This is a genomic window from Streptomyces sp. NPDC034049 (assembly GCF_055575575.1).
The window spans coordinates 270,157-287,510 of record NZ_JBVISJ010000001.1 but is presented as its reverse complement, the minus strand read 5'-3'; the positions used below and the strand labels follow the sequence as shown (position 1 = coordinate 287,510).

The 17,354-nt window shown below is 69.3% G+C and carries 17 protein-coding genes; 7 read left to right on the top strand and 10 right to left on the bottom strand.

Going from position 1 to position 17,354, the window contains the following annotated elements:
• Positions 1-86: 86 nt before the first annotated feature.
• A complete protein-coding gene (locus ACZ52C_RS01240) occupies positions 87-932 on the top strand; it encodes a TerD family protein (RefSeq protein ID WP_469072821.1) in 846 nt (281 codons plus the stop codon).
• A gap of 40 nt (positions 933-972) precedes the next feature.
• Here ACZ52C_RS01240 and ACZ52C_RS01235 read toward each other — a convergent pair whose 3' ends face one another.
• From ACZ52C_RS01235 to ACZ52C_RS01210, 6 genes are all read right to left on the bottom strand, one after another.
• Entirely contained in the window at positions 973-1,713 is a 741-nt protein-coding gene (locus tag ACZ52C_RS01235) for a TerD family protein (protein ID WP_469072820.1), read from the bottom strand.
• A 109-nt stretch (positions 1,714-1,822) separates the two neighbouring features.
• Positions 1,823-2,968: a DUF475 domain-containing protein gene (locus ACZ52C_RS01230; RefSeq protein WP_469072819.1), complete on the bottom strand. Its 1,146-nt coding sequence runs from the start codon at positions 2,966-2,968 to the stop codon at positions 1,823-1,825.
• Between the two features lie 125 nt (positions 2,969-3,093).
• Positions 3,094-3,669, bottom strand: a complete 576-nt coding sequence (locus tag ACZ52C_RS01225) for a TerD family protein (protein WP_469072818.1) — start codon at positions 3,667-3,669, stop codon at positions 3,094-3,096.
• Between the two features lie 173 nt (positions 3,670-3,842).
• Positions 3,843-4,418, bottom strand: coding sequence for a calcium homeostasis/redox stress adaptation protein (locus ACZ52C_RS01220; protein WP_319363197.1), 576 nt, complete (start codon positions 4,416-4,418; stop codon positions 3,843-3,845).
• 113 nt (positions 4,419-4,531) lie between these two features.
• Positions 4,532-4,990 (bottom strand): peroxiredoxin, encoded by a 459-nt coding sequence (locus tag ACZ52C_RS01215; protein ID WP_215455185.1) that lies wholly within the window; start codon positions 4,988-4,990, stop codon positions 4,532-4,534.
• Between the two features lie 193 nt (positions 4,991-5,183).
• On the bottom strand, positions 5,184-5,624 hold the full coding sequence (locus tag ACZ52C_RS01210) for a DUF3052 domain-containing protein (protein WP_033527287.1): 441 nt from the start codon (positions 5,622-5,624) through the stop codon (positions 5,184-5,186).
• 436 nt (positions 5,625-6,060) lie between these two features.
• On the opposite strand from ACZ52C_RS01210, the gene aceE reads away from it, so the two are divergent.
• The gene (gene aceE / locus ACZ52C_RS01205) at positions 6,061-8,808 is read left to right on the top strand and encodes a pyruvate dehydrogenase (acetyl-transferring), homodimeric type (protein ID WP_469072817.1); all 2,748 of its coding nucleotides are present in this window, start codon (positions 6,061-6,063) and stop codon (positions 8,806-8,808) included.
• A gap of 72 nt (positions 8,809-8,880) precedes the next feature.
• Complete coding sequence (locus ACZ52C_RS01200; RefSeq protein WP_469072816.1) at positions 8,881-9,642, top strand: potassium channel family protein; 762 nt, start codon at positions 8,881-8,883, stop codon at positions 9,640-9,642.
• A gap of 234 nt (positions 9,643-9,876) precedes the next feature.
• Here ACZ52C_RS01200 and ACZ52C_RS01195 read toward each other — a convergent pair whose 3' ends face one another.
• Both ACZ52C_RS01195 and ACZ52C_RS01190 read right to left on the bottom strand, forming a co-directional pair.
• On the bottom strand, positions 9,877-10,182 hold the full coding sequence (locus ACZ52C_RS01195; protein WP_469072815.1) for a small hydrophobic protein: 306 nt from the start codon (positions 10,180-10,182) through the stop codon (positions 9,877-9,879).
• A gap of 286 nt (positions 10,183-10,468) precedes the next feature.
• Positions 10,469-12,094, bottom strand: coding sequence for an MFS transporter (locus tag ACZ52C_RS01190; RefSeq protein WP_469072814.1), 1,626 nt, complete (start codon positions 12,092-12,094; stop codon positions 10,469-10,471).
• A gap of 100 nt (positions 12,095-12,194) precedes the next feature.
• On the opposite strand from ACZ52C_RS01190, the gene ACZ52C_RS01185 reads away from it, so the two are divergent.
• The 3 genes from ACZ52C_RS01185 (at position 12,195) to ACZ52C_RS01175 (ending at position 15,147) form a co-directional block, all read left to right on the top strand.
• The gene (locus tag ACZ52C_RS01185; RefSeq protein WP_469072813.1) at positions 12,195-12,860 is read left to right on the top strand and encodes a TetR/AcrR family transcriptional regulator; all 666 of its coding nucleotides are present in this window, start codon (positions 12,195-12,197) and stop codon (positions 12,858-12,860) included.
• A 124-nt stretch (positions 12,861-12,984) separates the two neighbouring features.
• Positions 12,985-14,193, top strand: a complete 1,209-nt coding sequence (locus ACZ52C_RS01180; protein ID WP_469072812.1) for an alpha/beta hydrolase — start codon at positions 12,985-12,987, stop codon at positions 14,191-14,193.
• A gap of 75 nt (positions 14,194-14,268) precedes the next feature.
• Complete coding sequence (locus ACZ52C_RS01175; RefSeq protein WP_469072811.1) at positions 14,269-15,147, top strand: DUF4429 domain-containing protein; 879 nt, start codon at positions 14,269-14,271, stop codon at positions 15,145-15,147.
• A gap of 112 nt (positions 15,148-15,259) precedes the next feature.
• On the opposite strand, the gene ACZ52C_RS01170 is transcribed toward ACZ52C_RS01175, so the two are convergent.
• Together ACZ52C_RS01170 and ACZ52C_RS01165 are read right to left on the bottom strand one after the other, a co-directional pair.
• Positions 15,260-16,285, bottom strand: coding sequence for an aldo/keto reductase (locus ACZ52C_RS01170; protein WP_469072810.1), 1,026 nt, complete (start codon positions 16,283-16,285; stop codon positions 15,260-15,262).
• Positions 16,282-16,776, bottom strand: coding sequence for a MerR family transcriptional regulator (locus ACZ52C_RS01165; protein ID WP_469072809.1), 495 nt, complete (start codon positions 16,774-16,776; stop codon positions 16,282-16,284). The genes ACZ52C_RS01170 and ACZ52C_RS01165 overlap by 4 nt, the downstream gene beginning before the upstream one ends.
• 96 nt (positions 16,777-16,872) lie before the next feature.
• Between ACZ52C_RS01165 and ACZ52C_RS01160 the strand changes: the two genes are divergently transcribed.
• Positions 16,873-17,349, top strand: a complete 477-nt coding sequence (locus ACZ52C_RS01160) for a GNAT family N-acetyltransferase (protein ID WP_469072808.1) — start codon at positions 16,873-16,875, stop codon at positions 17,347-17,349.
• Positions 17,350-17,354 lie beyond the last annotated feature (5 nt).

Below are 17,354 nucleotides of genomic sequence, written 5' to 3'. Positions count from 1 at the left end.
CAGCCGTGTCCGGCGCTCAACGATTTCACCGGCGGTTCGCCGCCCCCGCGTTGTCGTGATCAGGACCGAGAGGGCAGGATGACCGCATGACGCACGCGATGCTGAAGGGGTCGAACGTCCCGATCGAAGCCACGGCGGTCCGCGCCGTGCTGCGCTGGGCGCCGGGGCAGGACGCCCCGGACGTCGACGCCTCGGCGCTGCTCCTCGGCCCCGACGGCCGCGTACGGTCCGACGAGGACTTCGTCTTCTACAACCAGCCACGCCACCCGTCGGGCAAGGTCTGGCGGCTCGGCAAAAAGCGTGTGGCCGACGGCCTCACCGACACCATCCAGACCGATCTGAGCGGTGTCGAGTCCGCCGTCGGCCAGATTCTTCTCGTGGCCTCCGCCGACGACGTCTCCGGGGAACCCGTCTCCTTCGGCCGCGTACGGTCCCTGCGCATCCTGCTGTACGACGCCACGGTCGCCGACGCCGAACCGCTGGCGTATTTCGACATCAAGCCGGAGACCGGCGACGAGACCGCCCTGATCTGCGGCGAGCTCTACCGTCGCGGCGGCGGCTGGAAGTTCCGGGCCCTGGGCGAGGGCTACACCAACGGCCTCCAGGGCCTCGCCGTGGACTTCGGCATCTCGGTCGACGAGTCGGAGGCGGCGGCCACGGCGGCCGACGAGGCCGCCACGACCCAGACCCCGGCCCCGGAGGTCTCGGCGCCCCTGCCCCCCGAGCAGCCCCCGACGGGCGTCCCGTCCCAGCCCGCGTACGGCTACCCGCCGGCGGCCCCGACCCAGCAGTCGGGCTACGGCTATCCGCAGCCGCAGCCGACCCCCGCCACCACCAACGGCCCGGCCTACGGCTACCCCCAGCCCACGGCGGCGGCGCTGGACCCGAACTTCCGCCTGCCCCCGCAGGGCCCGCAGTTCATCGGCCGCTGAGCGGCGCCCCGCACGGGGCACGGAGGCGCCGGGAGCCGCGTCAGCGCTGCTCGGTCTTGGTCTTGTACCCCCGGCCCCACTGCAGGCCCCACCCGTACAGCCGGTCGAGCTCCGCCTGGAAGCCGTAGACGAACTTCACCTCGCGGCGGACGGTGATCTCGCCCTTGACGTTCTCGATCATCACGACCGCGCACGACCGGGCCTGCGGGTGCCGCTCGTCGAGGCCTATCTCGATCCGGGGCCCGTTGCTCGGGTAGAGCGTCACGATCGCGTGCGTACGGTCGAAGGCCGGCGTCTGGTCGTAGATGTAGACGAAGACCAGCATCCGCTTGAACTGGTCGCGGTGGTCCAGGTTGATGTACATCGTCTCGCCGGACCCGGAACCGAACCGGTCGTCCCCGCTCAGCCGCATGTACGGCGCTTCGTTGATGTCGCCGAGGAAGCCCCCCAGCGGCTGGACGACCCCCTTGGTGCCGTCGGCCAGCTCGTAGAGGCAGCCGAGGTCGAGGTCGACGTTCACCATGCTCTGGCTGTGCGCCTGCACCTCCTCCGGCTTGAGGGCCTTGAAGGGGTGGCGCAGCACGCTCTGCCGCTTGGACCCGCCGATGTCGGAGGTCCGCATCCGCCAGGACAGGTTGACGCGCAGATGCCCGGCCGCCGCGTTCTGTTTGGAGAGGGACACCTTCTGGTGCCGCTTGGTCAGCTCGATCGCGTTGGTCGCCGCGTTGCCCGCGTCGAACTCCGAGGCCCGCCCGCGCCACAGGTTGTCCAGAAAACTCATGCCCGCCCCACACCTGCCGTGTCGTCGCGTCGACCACCAGCGGGGCGGCCGACGAGGACGCGTCCTCGTCGGCCGCCCCGCTCAGAGCCTGCCCTCACCTCACGGGTGGTCACACCCCTGAGGAGACCTCCGCCTTGTCGGCGGCGTCAGCGTTTCCCTCTTCGGCCGCCAGCGCCTTGTTGCGGCGGACGGAGGACCAGAAGGACCAGGCGATCAGGATGACACCGACGGAACCGGTGATGAACTCGTTGATCTCGTACTGGATGGTGACCAGCAGGATCGCGGCGAGGGCGCCGATCGCGTAGTGGGCGCCGTGCTCCAGGTAGACGTAGTCGTCGAGGGTGCCCTGGCGGACCAGGTACACGGTCAGCGACCGGACGTACATCGCGCCGACACCGAGGCCGAGCGCCATCAGGACGATGTCGTTGGTGATGGCGAAGGCGCCGATGACACCGTCGAAGGAGAAGGACGCGTCCAGGACCTCCAGGTAGAGGAACATGAAGAACGCGGCCTTGCCGGCGAGGGCGACGGCCGAACGCGGCTTGCCCGTGCGCGCCGCCTCTTCCTCCTCCTCGTGCTCGCGCTCCTCGTCCTCCTCCAGCTTGTTCTCGAAGTAGCCGGAGAGACCACCGACGATCAGATAGGTGATGAGGCCCGCGAGGCCGGAGATCAGGACCGTCTGCGCCTTGTCGGCATGGGTGCCGCCGTGCTGGTGGGCCTGGGTCGCGAAGGTCATCGAGGTGATCAGCAGGACGATCATCGCGATGCAGGCCGACAGCATGTCGACCTTGCCGAGCTTGGACAGCGGGCGCTCCAGCCAGCCCAGCCACTTGATGTCCCGGTCCTCGAAGATGAAGTCCAGGAAGATCATCAGCAGGAACATACCGCCGAAGGCCGCGATCGACGGGTGCGCGTCGGTCACGTACTGCTGGTACTGGTCCTTGTCGGTCAGCGCCAGGTCGACGGCCTCGAGCGGCCCGAGCTTGGCGCTGATCGCGACGATGACGACGGGGAAGACCAGCCGCATACCGAAGACGGCGATCAGGATGCCGACGGTGAGGAAGATCTTCTGCCAGAAGGCATTCATCTTCTTCACGATGCCGGCGTTGACCACCGCGTTGTCGAACGACAGCGAGATCTCCAGGACGCAGAGGATCGCGACGAGCCCGAGGGCCGTCCATCCGTCGTAGAGAACCGCTGCTACCAAGCCGAGCGCGGTGACCGCGAACGACCAGCCGAAGGTTTTCAGCACCACTGGCTACCCAATCGTGTGTGTACGGGGTTCCCCCGCGCCGCGCGCGGCTTTGCGAAACTTTGAACCCGAAGTCTAGTCGGGTACCCCTCGCACCCCACACGGCCCCGGCTTTTGCGCATATAGCGCTACGAGACGTTCACCCCGAAGTCGAGCGCGATGCCCCGCAGACCGGACGCGTACCCCTGTCCCACCGCGCGGAACTTCCACTCCCCGCCGTAGCGGTAGACCTCGCCGAAGATCATGGCGGTCTCGGTGGAGGCGTCCTCGGAGAGGTCGTAGCGGGCGAGTTCCTGGCCGTCGGCCTGGTTGACCACACGGATGAAGGCATTGCTGACCTGCCCGAAGGCCTGACCGCGGTTCTCGGCGTCGTGGATGGAGACCGGGAAGACGATCTTGTCGACGGTGGTCGGCACCCGCGAGAGATCGATGATCAACGACTCGTCGTCGCCGTCACCCTCACCGGTGAGGTTGTCGCCGGTGTGCTCGACCGAGCCGTCCGGGCTCTTGAGGTTGTTGTAGAAGACGAACCACTCGTCCCCCAGCACCCGGCCGCCCTGGCACAGCAAGGCGCTGGCGTCGAGGTCGAAAGGGGCTCCGGTGGTGGTTCTGACGTCCCAGCCGAGCCCGACCAACACGTGCGTGAGGTTCGGCGCGGCCTTGGAGAGGGAGACATTGCCTCCCTTGGCGAGTGTGACGCCCATGGTGCTGGTCCTCCCCGATTTTCGAGCTTCAGTTGCTCAACTGTTCAGTTGTGTGCGTACGCGCGTGGACGGCCCGCCCCGTCGTACGAGCGCGTCCGGCGCCGCCGTCGGTGACGACAGCGGCGCCGGACGTGTGGTGAGTCGGCAAGTCCAGGGGGGTACTCCCCCGCGACTCAGACGTTCACACCGAAGTCCTGGGCGATACCGCGCAGGCCCGAGGCGTAGCCCTGGCCGATGGCGCGGAACTTCCACTCGGCGCCGTGCCGGTAGAGCTCGCCGAAGACCATGGCGGTCTCGGTGGAGGCGTCCTCGGAGAGGTCGTAGCGGGCGATCTCCGCCTCGCCCGCCTGGTTCACCACGCGGATGAAGGCGTTGCGGACCTGGCCGAAGGACTGCTGACGGTTCTCGGCGTCGTAGATCGAGACCGGGAAGACGATCTTCTCGATCTCGGCCGGGACGGTCGCGAGGTTGACCTTGATCTGCTCGTCGTCGCCCTCGCCCTCACCGGTGAGGTTGTCGCCGGTGTGCTCGACCGAGCCGTCGGGGCTCTTCAGGTTGTTGAAGAAGATGAAGTTGGCGTCGCTGCTGACCTTGCCCGACGCGTCCAGCAGCAGGGCGCTGGCGTCCAGGTCGAAGTCGGTGCCGGTCGTGGTGCGGATGTCCCACCCCAGACCCACGATGACCGCGGTCAGGCCCGGTGCCTCCTTGGTCAGCGATACGTTGCCGCCCTTGCTGAGGCTGACTCCCACGAAGTCCTCCGTTTGGTTTCAGGGGCGGGGAGCCCCGTCGTGCGTTGGTGTCGGATCAACGTGTCGATCCTAGTGACGGGTTCCCGTTCCCCGCAGGGTGTGGAACCGAAGAATCACAGGGTGTCGAGGGCCGCGAGGTACTCGTTCAGGTCGCGGGCGTCGGGGAGGGCGTTGACGACCGACCAGCGGACGAGGCCCTCCTTGTCGACGATGAACGTGCCGCGCACCGCGCAGCCCTTGTCCGCGTCGAAGACGCCGTAGGCCCGGGAGACCTCGCCGTGCGGCCAGAAGTCCGACAGCAGCGGGTACTCCAGACCCTCCTGCTCGGCGAAGACCCGCAGCGTGTGGATGGAGTCGTTCGACACGGCCAGCAGCTGCACGTCGTCGTTGACGAACTTCGGCAGGTTGTCCCGCAGCTCGCACAGCTCGCCCGTGCACACCCCGGTGAAGGCGAACGGGTAGAAGAGCACCACCACGTTCTTCTCGCCCCGGAAGTCCGACAGCCGCACCGTGGCGCCGTGGTTGTCCTTGAGTTCGAAGTCGGGCGCCTTGTCACCGACCTGGATCGCCATGATCTACCTGAGTCCCTTCATGGACTGTTCGGGTGACCCAGCCTAAAACGACGCCCCTCGAAGGGCCCCGTAGGGGCACCCTTCGAGGGGCGCGGGGAACTGCGCGACAAGCCACGACGTACGCGCGGCCGCCCTCGCACAGAACCCACCGAGCTCTCAGGCGAACCTGCCGAGCCACAGCGGCAGCGTCACGTCACCTCTTGCCGGACTTCGCCGCCTTCGGCGTCACGAGCCGACTGCCGCTCCAGTCCTTGCCCACGCTGACACTCTTCGACGCGGACAACCCCGCAGTCGTCGCGGCCTCCGAAATGTCGCTGGGCTCCACATAGCCGTCGCGCCCGGTCTTGGGCGTCAGCAGCAGGATCGAGCCACCTTCCTCGATGTACGTGGTGGCGTCCACCAGCACATCCGTCAGGTCGCCGTCGTCGTCTCGGAACCACAGCACGACGGCATCGGCCACGTCGTCGTAGTCCTCGTCGACGAGCTCACTGCCTACGACTTCCTCGATGGACTCGCGGAGCTCCTGGTCGACATCGTCGTCGTAGCCGATCTCCTGGACCACCTGCTCGGGCTGGAACCCCAGCCTTGCGGCAGGGTTCGTCCGCTCCTCCGCGTGGTCCGCGGTCGCGCTCACGGGTTGCCTCCTGATCATGTTCGGGTGGGGTCGCCCCCTGGGGAATCAGCCACGCGCGTGCGCGAAGCATTGGCCGTAGTCCACACGGGCGGGACGGATCGCGCAAGTACCCAGCCTTCGAGACCGCCGAAACGGTGACGATCCGGGCCGTGTCACCGCAACTCTCTACGCGGATTCACAGCTTCACATGACGCACGCCACACCGTTCTGCCCGTTTTGCGTATTCGGCAACCATCCGGGGGTACGAGCATCGAATACCTTTACTACCTTTGTCGAGCCAGTATGCGCCTTGGTTACCTCTCGGTAGAGATGACGTTTGCGTCCCCGAGGTACACGATGGGGGGCGGTGCAGGCACCTAGAGAACCCCCAGAAGAACCCCTGCGAAACCCCCAGAAGAACCCTTGAAGAGCGGCCCTCTGACAGCTAAGGAACAGCGTGGCTTCCGGATCCGATCGCAATCCGATCATCATTGGCGGCCTTCCGAGTCAGGTCCCTGACTTCGATCCCGAGGAGACCCAGGAGTGGCTCGACTCGCTCGACGCCGCCGTGGACGAGCGCGGCCGTGAGCGCGCGCGCTACCTGATGCTCCGGCTCATCGAGCGGGCCCGCGAGAAGCGCGTGGCCGTGCCCGAGATGCGCAGCACGGACTACGTCAACACCATCCCGACCAAGGCCGAGCCGTTCTTCCCCGGCAACGAGGAGATCGAGCGGAAGATCCTCAACGCGACTCGCTGGAACGCCGCCGTGATGGTCTCGCGCGCCCAGCGGCCCGGGATCGGCGTCGGCGGTCACATCGCGACCTTCGCGTCCTCCGCCTCCCTCTACGACGTCGGCTTCAACCACTTCTTCCGCGGCAAGGACGAGGGCGACGGCGGCGACCAGATCTTCTTCCAGGGCCACGCGTCCCCGGGCATCTACGCCCGCGCGTACATGCTGGACCGGCTCGACGACCAGCAGCTCGACGCCTTCCGCCAGGAGAAGTCCAAGGCGCCGTACGGCCTGTCCAGCTACCCGCACCCGCGCCTGATGCCGGACTTCTGGGAGTTCCCGACCGTGTCCATGGGCCTCGGCCCGCTGGGCGCGATCTACCAGGCGCGGATGAACCGGTACATGGAGGCGCGCGGCATCGCCGACACCTCCAAGTCCCATGTCTGGGCGTTCCTCGGCGACGGCGAGATGGACGAGCCGGAGTCGCTCGGCCAGCTCACGATCGCCGCCCGAGAGGGCCTCGACAACCTGACCTTCGTGGTGAACTGCAACCTCCAGCGCCTCGACGGCCCGGTGCGCGGCAACGGCAAGGTCATCCAGGAGCTGGAGTCGGTCTTCCGGGGTGCCGGCTGGAACGTGATCAAGCTGGTCTGGGACCGCTCCTGGGACCCGCTGCTCGCGCAGGACCGCGACGGTGTGCTGGTCAACCGGATGAACACCACGCCGGACGGCCAGTACCAGACGTACGCCACCGAGACCGGCGCGTACATCCGCGACCACTTCTTCGGTGACGACCACCGGCTGCGCGCGATGGTCGAGAACATGACCGACGACCAGATCCTGCACCTGGGCCGCGGCGGTCACGACCACCGCAAGATCTACGCGGCGTACAAGGCGGCCTACGAGCACAAGGGCCAGCCGACGGTCATCCTGGCGAAGACGGTCAAGGGCTGGACCCTGGGCCCGAACTTCGAGGGCCGCAACGCCACGCACCAGATGAAGAAGCTGACGGTCGACGACCTCAAGCGCTTCCGTGACCGGCTGCACCTGCCGATCTCCGACAAGGAGCTGGAGAGCGGGGCCCCGCCGTACTACCACCCCGGGCGGGACTCCGAGGAGATCCAGTACATGCACGACCGCCGCAAGGCGCTCGGCGGGTACGTGCCCACCCGCGTCGTGCGGGCGAAGCCGCTGGCCCTGCCGGACGACAAGACGTACGCGACCGTGAAGAAGGGGTCCGGTCAGCAGTCGATCGCCACGACCATGGCGTTCGTCCGCCTGCTGAAGGACCTCATGCGGGACAAGGAGATCGGCAAGCGGTTCGTGCTGATCGCGCCCGACGAGTACCGCACCTTCGGTATGGACTCGTTCTTCCCGAGTGCGAAGATCTACAACCCGCTCGGCCAGCAGTACGAGGCGGTCGACCGCGATCTACTGCTCGCGTACAAGGAGTCCCCGACCGGCCAGATGCTGCACGACGGCATCTCGGAGGCGGGCTGCACGGCGTCGCTGATCGCCGCCGGTTCGGCCTACGCCACACACGGCGAACCGCTCATCCCGGTCTACGTCTTCTACTCGATGTTCGGTTTCCAGCGCACCGGTGACCAGTTCTGGCAGATGTCCGACCAGCTGGCCCGCGGCTTCGTTCTGGGCGCGACCGCCGGCCGTACGACCCTGACCGGTGAGGGTCTGCAGCACGCGGACGGGCACTCGCAGCTGCTGGCGTCCACCAACCCGGGCTGTGTCGCGTACGACCCGGCGTTCGGGTACGAGATCGCGCACATCGTGAAGGACGGTCTGCGCCGGATGTACGGCGAGACCGCGGACGGCAAGCCGGGCGAGGACGTCTTCTACTACCTCACCGTCTACAACGAGCCGATCCAGCACCCGGCCGAGCCGGCGGACGTGGACGTCGAAGGCATCCTCAAGGGCATCCACCGCCACAAGGCCGGCGAGGCGGGCTCCATCCCCGCGCAGATCATCGCCTCCGGTGTCGCGGTGCCGTGGGCGGTGGAGGCCCAGCGGATCCTCGCCGCCGACTGGAACGTCAAGGCGGACGTCTGGTCGGCGACCTCCTGGAACGAGCTGCGCCGTGAGGCGGTCGAGGTGGAGCGGCACAACCTGCTGCACCCCGAGGAGGAGCAGCAGGTCCCGTACGTGACGAAGAAGCTCGGCAGCGCCGAGGGGCCGTTCGTGGCCGTCTCCGACTGGATGCGGTCGGTGCCGGACCAGATCTCGCGCTGGGTGCCGGGCACGTACCAGTCGCTGGGCGCGGACGGCTTCGGCTTCGCGGACACCCGGGGCGCGGCGCGGCGCTTCTTCCACATCGACGCGCAGTCGATCGTGGTCGCGGTGCTGACCGAGCTGGCGCGTGAGGGCAAGGTCGACCGCTCGGTGCTCAAACAGGCCATCGACCGGTACCAGCTGCTCGACGTGGCCGCGGCGGACCCGGGGGCGGCCGGCGGCGACGCCTAGCATCCGGCCCGTGTGTCAAGGGGTGGTGAACCGATGGGTTCACCACCCCTTCACGTTTCCTACGATGCCGCCATGAAGCAACGATCGGTATCGGCTCAGCTCCGTTGGGAACGGCATACGCAGCGGCCGCTGTTCGGTCTGGCCCTGGTGTTCGCCGTCGCGTACGCCGTGCCGATCGTCCGGCCGGACGCGAGCGACGAGGTGGAGTGGTGGTGCGAGTTGGCCGAGTGGGTGGTGTGGGGGGCGTTCGCGCTCGACTACGTCATCCGGCTCGCGCTCACCGACCGGCGCCGGGAGTTCGTGCGGTCGCGGTGGCTGGACCTGGCGGCCGTGGTGCTGCCGATGATCCAGCCGCTGCGGCTGCTGCGGTTGGTGGCGACGCTGCTGCTGGTCGGGCAGCGGGCGCGGATGGCGTCGCAGATAAAGCTCACGACGTACGTCGGCGGGGCCGTCGTCGGGCTGCTGATGTTCGGGTCGCTGGCGGTGCTGTCCGTGGAGCGGGACGCACCCGGCGGGAACATCGACACGCTGGACGACGCGGTGTGGTGGTCGTTCACGACGATGACGACCGTGGGGTACGGGGACCACGCGCCGACGACCGGGCTGGGGCGGGTGCTGGCGGTCGGGCTGATGCTGTCCGGGATCGCGCTGCTGGGTGTGGTGACCGCGAACATCGCGGCGTGGTTCATAGCGCGGTTCGAGAAGGACGACGCGGAGGAGCGGCGGCAGACGGCCGCGATAGCGGAACTCGCCGAGGAGGTTCGGCTGCTGCGGGCGGAGGTGGCGTCGTTGAAGTCCGTGTCCGGGGAGGGGGTGCCTGAGCAGCGCCGGTGAGTGGGGGCCGTGGGGGTGCGTCGGCGGGTGCGGGTGCGGGTGCGTGGGGCTTCTCGCGCAGTTCCCCGCGCCCCTGGAAGCATCAGGCCCCTGCGGGCCTGAAAAGGCCTGCTCCCCGCGCCCCTGAAGAGCACGGGGCGCAGCCCGTGCTCTTCAGGGGCGCGGGGAGCTGCGCGGGAAGCCCCACCGGGGCGCGGCCCGCGACGGGGCTGTACCCCTACGGCGAACCCCGGGTCAGAAGACGCCGACCCCCGGCCCCGACGCACCCGCGAGCCAGATGATCGCCAGGATCGTGTCGATCGCACCCAGAACGACCGCGATGAGCGCAGGGACGGGGCGGGCGCCGGACCACGTGCGGTTCATGGCCAGCCAGCCGCAGAGGACCGCCACGGGTCCCAGGACGATGCCCAGGACGAAGAATCCGGCGACCGCGCAGATGACTCCGATGATCCCCAGCGTCGCGCGATCCGGCCCGCTCCGTGACCACGTCCGGCCACGTGAGCGAGGGTGCCTGCGCGAACTGTGTCCGAAACCCGCCATTGTCAACAACTCCCTGAACCTCGCGGTCAGTTCGAGTACGACGTGGCGAGTACCCCGGCGAAGTGGTTGAAACCAGGGAGGGTTGGCGGAGCCGTCTGCGCGCGCTGCCCCCCTCCGGCAGCGCGCCGCAGACCCCCGGGTCGCTCCGCGGTCGTACGACCATGCCGTGCGGAGGACTTGACCCACTGTGACCTGCGGCGCGCGCCAGACGGAAGCGATCATCAGCCTTGTCACCCTGATAGGCGAACGCGGGCGGAAACCCGCGCGTGAAGCGGCGGCGGGGCTGTTAGATGTGCGCCGCTCCCGCACCCGCCTCGGCGTTCGCGCCGCGCTTGGTCAGGAACGCCACGAGGACGGCGACCGCGGCCACCCCTGCGGCGACGAGGGAGGCCAGGCTCATGCCGGAGATGAAGGTGTCGTGCGCGACCGTGGTGATCTTCGCGGCGATCTCCGCCGGGGTGCCCGGGGCGACCGGGGCGGCCCCCTGCTGGACGGCCTGCTTGGCCTGGGCGAGCTGCTCCGCGTCGAGCGGCGGGAGCCCCGCGTCCTTCCAGTTGCCCGCGAAGTCGCTGTCCACCTTGGACGTCATCACCGCGCCCAGCACGGCCGTGCCGAGGCTGCCGCCGATCTGCATCGCGGCCTGCTGGAGGCCGCCGGCGACACCGGACAGCTCCAGGGGCGCGTTGCCGACGATGACCTCGGTGGCGCCGACCATCACCGGGGCGAGGCCCAGGCCGAGGAGGGCGAACCAGAGGGACATCACGGCGCTGCCGGTGTCGGTCTGGAGCGTCGACATGCCGTACATCGCGATCGCGGTGAGGGCCATGCCGCCGGCCAGCGGGATGCGCGGTCCGGCCTTGGTGATCAGCGCGCCGGCCAGCGGCGAGCCGACGATCATCATGCCGGTGAGCGGCAGCAGGTGCAGACCCGCGTCGATGGGGCTCATGCCGTGCACGTTCTGGAGGTAGAACGTGACGAAGAACAGGCCGCCCATGAAGGCGATGGCCATCAGGACCATCAGGACGACACCCGCCGAGAGCGGTACGGAACGGAAGAGGGCCAGCGGGACGAGCGGCTCCTTCACCTTCGTCTCCCAGAGGGCGAAGAGAGCGAAGCCCACGACGGAGACGACCAGGAAGGTCCAGGTCTGGCCGTCGCCCCAGCCCCACTCCGGGGCCTTGATGAGCGCCCAGACCAGGCAGAACATGGCTCCGGACAGCAGGGCGATGCCCAGCACGTCGAAGGAGCGCGGGGCGTTCTCGGCGCGGTGGTCCAGCAGGATCCAGGCGCCCAGCACCACGGCGAGGACGCCGACCGGGACGTTGATCCAGAACACCGACTGCCAGCTGACGTTCTCCACCAGGAAGCCGCCGAGGATCGGGCCGCCCGCGGTGGAGGCGCCGATGACCATGCCCCAGATGCCGATCGCCATGTTCAGCTTCTCGGCGGGGAACGTGGCGCGCAGCAGGCCGAGCGCGGCCGGCATCAGCAGCGCGCCGAACAGGCCCTGGAAGACACGGAAGGTCACCACGAAGGCGACCGAGTTCGACAGGCCGATGGCTCCGGAGGCGGCGGCGAAGCCGACCACGCCTATGAGGAAGGTCTGCCGGTGGCCGAAGCGGTCGCCCAGCTTGCCCGCGGTGATGAGGGTGACGGCGAGGGCGAGGAAGTACGCGTTGGTGATCCACTGGACATCGGCCCAGGTGGCACCGAGATCCTTGGCGATGGCCGGGTTGGCGATCGCCACGATGGTGCCGTCGAGGGCGACCATCATGACGCCGACGGCCACGGTGAGGAGGGTGAACCAGGGATGGCCGCGCAGGCCCCGGCCCTGGTTCGTCGTCGGGTCCGACGGGACGCCTGGCGCCTTGTCCCCCGGTCCCGTCTTGTCGACAGTGGTCTGACTAGTCATACACGCGAGGCTAATGACAGCCACTGACAGTTGACAAACCAATTCACAAGTCGGTAACTGTCACGTCACTCGCCGCAGGGGCGGGTGGAAACGAGGGTTCATGGAGACGGCGGCGACGGCGGCTGCGACGTCGGAGGAGCGGCCCGGGCTGCGCGAGCGGAAGAAGCGGCGCACCCATGACGCGCTGCTGCGGGCGGCTCTGGAACTGTTCACGACGCGGGGGTACGAGGCGACGACCGTCGACGACATCGCCGAGGCCGTCGATGTGTCGCAGCGCACCTTCTTCCGCTACTTCGCGGGCAAGGAGGAGGCCGCGCTCGCGGTCGTGAGCCTGACCCACGAGCACTTCCTCGACGCGGTGCGCGCCCGGCCGGCCCACGAGGCCCCGCTGGAGGCGATGCGCAACGCCGTCCTGGAGGGCTGGGACGCCTTCGGCGAGGCCGTCGGCCAGGTCGTGCCGCTCGACCTCCATCTGCGGGCGTACGGCATGGTCGAGTCGACGCCCGCGCTGCTGGCCGCGCATCTGCGCCGGGCGGACGAGGTGGCGCGGCAGATCGAGCGGATCATCGCCGAGCGCGAGGGGCTCGACGTGGAGACCGACCCCCGGCCGCGCGTGGCGGTGGCCGTGTTCGCCGGCGTCATGCGCGTGACCGAGCGGCTGTGGGCGCTGGGCGGCGACCTCAGCATGGAGGCGATGCGCGAGCTGACCGCCACGCATCTGGACGCCCTGCGCCCCTCGTTGGCCGAAAAGTGGCGCACTGGCTGAAACTAGACGACATCGTCATCATCGGGACGTTCTCTGCGCACTGTACGGAACGTGCGTGATCGAAACGTGATCCCCCTCACTCGGTTAACGCGAGACCCTTCCGTTCTCTTAGTGTGTCCTTTCAGTGACTTCCTTCGACTCCTCCCCGCAACTGAACGTCTGGCGCGCACTCCTGGCGCTGGCCGTGGTTTTCGTGATGCTGGCGACCACCGGCTGGACCGCGATCCGCAGCCATCGAGAGAAGTCGCCGCTCCAGGCGTCCCTCTCCGCATGGCAGAGCGGACACCTCGGCGGCCGTGAACTGCCGGACGCCGAATCGCCCCCGCACCGCCTGGCGGACTTCTTCGCCTCGCTCACCGCGCATCAGCGCACCCGGCTCGCCCACCGCTACCCGCTCGCCGTCGGCAACATGAACGGCGCGCCCGTCGTCCTGCGTTACCGGGCCAACCGCATCGCGCTGAAGCAGCAGAGCCGGCGCGAACGGGAACGCATGCACGACCAGCGGCTCTCCGCGACCGGCCGGCACGAGGCCGGCCGCCGGATGCACCGCTTCGACATGCTGGCCGCGAAGCAGCGCCACATCCTCGCCTTCGACCCCGAGGGCAACGGCCGGGTCGCCGAGGTCTTCGGCGACCTCGACAAGGCCGAGCGCGTCTCGGTCGTCGTCCCGGGCGTCGACACCAACGTGATCAACTTCCAGCGCACCAACCGCCGCTACTCCGCCCCCGTCGGCATGGCCGAGTCGCTCTACGACGCGGAGCGCGCGGCGAGCAGGGGGACGCGTACGGCCGTCATCGCCTGGGCCGACTACACCGCGCCCGACGGCCTGGGCCTGGACTCGGCGACCGCGCTGCGGGCCGAACAGGGCTCGGTCCGGCTGAACGCGCTGGTGCGGGGCCTGCCCGGCGCCTCCACGGTCGCGCTGGTGTGCCACAGCTACGGCTCGGTGGTGTGCGGGGTCGCCGCGCGCTCGCTGCCGTCACGGGTCACCGACATCGCCGTCGCGGGCAGCCCCGGCATGCGCGCCGAGACGGTCGGCCAGCTGCGGACGGCGGCCCGGGTGTGGGCCATGCGGGACGCCGACGACTGGGTCCAGGACGTGCCCTACCTGGAGGTCGGCGGGCTCGGTCACGGCGCCGACCCGGTCTCCTCGGAGTTCGGGGCGCGCATCCTGTCGGCGGCCGACGCCGAGGGGCACAGCGGCTACTTCGAGCCGGGCACGGAGAGCCTCCACAACTTCGCCGAGATCGGCATCGGCGCGTACGAGTCGGTGCGGTGCGCACGGGACGACGACGCGTGTCTGACCGGTCTGTCCGACAGCGCTGCGGCCTGACGCGCGTAGAGGAGGGGGAAAGTGCGGTTCGCCTCGGTCGGGACTTCCCCGCGCCGCCCGCATACGATGACCCGCATGGGTGACGTACTGGCCGGATTTCATGCCGCCTGGGAGTTCGAGTCCGACTCCGTCCTCATCCGCTTCGAACGGGGGATTCGCACGCCGAAGCTCTTCCAGACGCTCGGTGAGCGGCGCATCCCCCTGGAGGCGATCGCGGGGGTTTCACTGACACCCGGGAAGCGGGACACCGTCGTCCTGCGTGTCATACCGCGGCCCGGCGCCGATCCCCTGATGGAGGCGGCGGGGGACCAGCTCAAGGAAGGTTCCGACCCGTACCGGCTGGTGCTGCCGGCCGAACGGGAGACGCTCGCGGAGTACTACGCCGACGAGCTGCGGGCCCGGCTGACCGGGTCGGGGCCCGTCGACCGCTTCCTGGTGGCGGCGCCGGAGGTGCCGCTGCACTTCAAGGCGTACGACGGGAAGGCCTCGTTCGACGGACGGTCGGTGTCGTTCCGCTGGTTCTGGACGGGGGCGTCGTCGGCGAAGTGGAAGGCCGGGGACCAGAGCTTTCCGGTGAGTGCGCTGGCCGGCGTCGAGTGGCGCTCGCCGGAGCTGTTCGAGGGGTATCTGCGGTTGCTGCGCCGCGACGGGTCCGTGGAGCGGCCGGCCCAGCCGGATCATGATCCGGCCGCGGTGGTGTTCGGGCTGGGATACGGGCCGGTGCACGAGTCGTTGCCGTTCGCTGCCGCGGTCCTCGCCGCGGTGCGCTCGGCCGGAGGTGCGGTGGCGGGTGCGGGTGCGGTGGCGGGTGCGGCACCCGCCGACGCCGGGTCCCGGCGGGATCCGGCCGATATCGCCGACCGGATCCGGCACCTCGGGGAGTTGCACGAGGCGGGGCTGGTCACTGATGAGGAGTTCAGTGTGAAGAAGGCGGAGTTGTTGGCTGAGCTGTAGCCATGCGCCGTTCGCGGGGAGCGCCGTGAAGCAGTGACGGTGCGTCGGGGCTGATCGCGCAGTTCCCCGCGCCCCTGGCTCCGCTGCCGTACCCCCGCCCGAGAAGCCGGCCCTACTCCCTGCCCACCGACGTGAAGCGCATGTCCGCGTAGCGGTCGCCCGCGACCTTGGCCGCTATCGGCTCCAGCAGGGCCATGTCCTCCTCGCCCAGGACGATGCCCGTCGCCGCCACGTTCTCCTCCACCCGTGTCGGCCTGCGGGTGCCCGGGATCGGGACGACCGGGAGGCCGTGCATCGCCGACTGCTGGTGGACCCAGGCCAGGGCTATCTGGCCGAGGGTGGCGTCGTGGGCGGCGGCGACCTCGCGGATCGGGGTCAGGAGCGCCGCGTTGGCCTCGGCGTTGTCGCCGGTGAAGCGGGGCTGCTGGCGGCGGAAGTCGTCGGCGGTGAGGTCCTCCGCCTTGGCGAAGGAACCGGTGAGGAAGCCGCGGCCGAGCGGGGAGTAGGCGACGAGGGTGACGTCCAGCTCGCGGGCCGTGGGGACCACGTTCGCCTCGATGTCCCGGCTGAAGAGCGACCACTCGGACTGGAGGGCGGCGATGGGGTGCACGGTGTGGGCGGTGCGCAGCTCGGCGGCCGTGACCTCGCTGAGGCCCAGCTGCCTGACCTTGCCCTCGCGGACCAGCTCGGCCATGACGCCGACGGTCTCCTCGATGGGGACGCTCACGTCGCGGCGGTGCATGTAGTAGAGGTCGATCACGTCGACGTCGAGCCGGCGCAGGCTGCCCTCGACGGACTCCCGGATGTGGGCGGCGTCGTTGCGGATGATCCGCCCGGTCGGGTCGTCGGGGTCGATCGCCAGGCCGAACTTGGTGGCGACGACGACCTCGTCGCGGTGTGCCCGGACGAAGGGGGAGAGGAACCTCTCGTTCTCCCCGGCGCCGTACGCGTGGGCCGTGTCGTACAGCGTGACGCCCAGTTCCAGCGCGCGTTCCAGGGTGGCCCTGGACTCCGCCGCGTCCGAGGGGCCGTACGCGAAGCTCATGCCCATGCAGCCGAGGCCCTGCACCCCGACCTCGGGGCCGTCGGCGCCCAGCCGTGCCGTCGCGATCCTGCCGTTCGTCGTGCCGTCCGTCATGAAGCCCTCTCCGAGGCCAGGGCCCGCCCGGCGTCAGCATAGAAATTGATCTTGCGGTCGAGCACATTCAGGGTGTCCTGGAGTTCGGCGATCCGGGACAGGACGTCGTCCCGGGTCGACTTGAGCAGGTCGAAGCGCTCGGTGTAGGTGTGGTCGCCCGCCCGCACCAGTTCGGCGTAGCGGACCATGTCGGCGACCGGCATGCCGGTGAGCCGGAGCTTGCCCACGAGGTCGAGCCAGTCGAGGTCGCGGTTGCGGTAGCGGCGCTGGCCGGTGTGGGAGCGGTCGATGTGCGGCATCAGCCCGATCCGCTCGTACCAGCGCAGGGTGTGCGCCGTCAGCCCGGTGAGGTCGGCCACCTCGCTGATCGTGTATCTGTCCTGCCCGTCCGGCCGGCGCGGCTTGAGCGGCGGACCGGCGCAACTGTCGGTACCGGCAGCACCCGTGGCACTCTCGACACTCGTCGTACTCGTGGTCTCCATCACCGTCATGAGCACCACGCTAAAACCCTGGAGTGCGCTCGAAGCAAGCGAATCAGGTGAGAAAACACGGGGACTTGACGTGATCGTGGTGGTTAGCGTGCGGGCATGAGTCTCGTACGACGTGCCACGGCCGAGGACGCGGCGGAAGTGCTCCGGCTGCGCCAGGTGATGATCGACTCGATGGCGCCCCCGGGAGGCGGTGGTCCCACCGACTGGCACACCGAGTCCCTGCCGCTCCTGCGCCGTCGACTCGCGGATCCCGAAGGGGAGTTCGCGGCCTTCGTCGTCGACCATCCGCAGCGGCCCGACGCGCTGGCGGCGCTCGTGGTGGGGACGGTCGACTACCGGATCGGGAAGCCCGGCAATCCGCGCGGCGCGGTCGGTCACGTCTTCAGCGTGGCCACCGACCCGGACTGCCGGCGCCGGGGGTACGCCCGCGCCTGCATGGAGGCCCTCGTCGAGTGGTTCCGCGAGGTCGGCGCCGGATACGTCCATCTGACCGCCTCCGCCGAGGCTGAGCCGCTGTACGCGTCGATGGGCTTCCGGCGCCGGCCCGACCCCTTGATGCAGCTGAACCTCTGAGCCGC

Coding starts and splice junctions, on each gene's coding strand:
- ACZ52C_RS01175 (WP_469072811.1), top strand. CDS start 14,269: ATGGGTGACGTACTGGCCGGATTTCATGCCGCCTGGGAGTTCGAGTCC.
- ACZ52C_RS01240 (WP_469072821.1), top strand. CDS start 87: ATGACGCACGCGATGCTGAAGGGGTCGAACGTCCCGATCGAAGCCACG.
- ACZ52C_RS01185 (WP_469072813.1), top strand. CDS start 12,195: ATGGAGACGGCGGCGACGGCGGCTGCGACGTCGGAGGAGCGGCCCGGG.
- ACZ52C_RS01170 (WP_469072810.1), bottom strand. CDS start 16,285: ATGACGGACGGCACGACGAACGGCAGGATCGCGACGGCACGGCTGGGC.
- ACZ52C_RS01235 (WP_469072820.1), bottom strand. CDS start 1,713: ATGAGTTTTCTGGACAACCTGTGGCGCGGGCGGGCCTCGGAGTTCGAC.
- ACZ52C_RS01195 (WP_469072815.1), bottom strand. CDS start 10,182: ATGGCGGGTTTCGGACACAGTTCGCGCAGGCACCCTCGCTCACGTGGC.
- ACZ52C_RS01160 (WP_469072808.1), top strand. CDS start 16,873: ATGAGTCTCGTACGACGTGCCACGGCCGAGGACGCGGCGGAAGTGCTC.
- ACZ52C_RS01200 (WP_469072816.1), top strand. CDS start 8,881: ATGAAGCAACGATCGGTATCGGCTCAGCTCCGTTGGGAACGGCATACG.
- ACZ52C_RS01215 (WP_215455185.1), bottom strand. CDS start 4,990: ATGGCGATCCAGGTCGGTGACAAGGCGCCCGACTTCGAACTCAAGGAC.
- ACZ52C_RS01165 (WP_469072809.1), bottom strand. CDS start 16,776: ATGACGGTGATGGAGACCACGAGTACGACGAGTGTCGAGAGTGCCACG.
- ACZ52C_RS01225 (WP_469072818.1), bottom strand. CDS start 3,669: ATGGGCGTCACACTCGCCAAGGGAGGCAATGTCTCCCTCTCCAAGGCC.
- ACZ52C_RS01190 (WP_469072814.1), bottom strand. CDS start 12,094: ATGACTAGTCAGACCACTGTCGACAAGACGGGACCGGGGGACAAGGCG.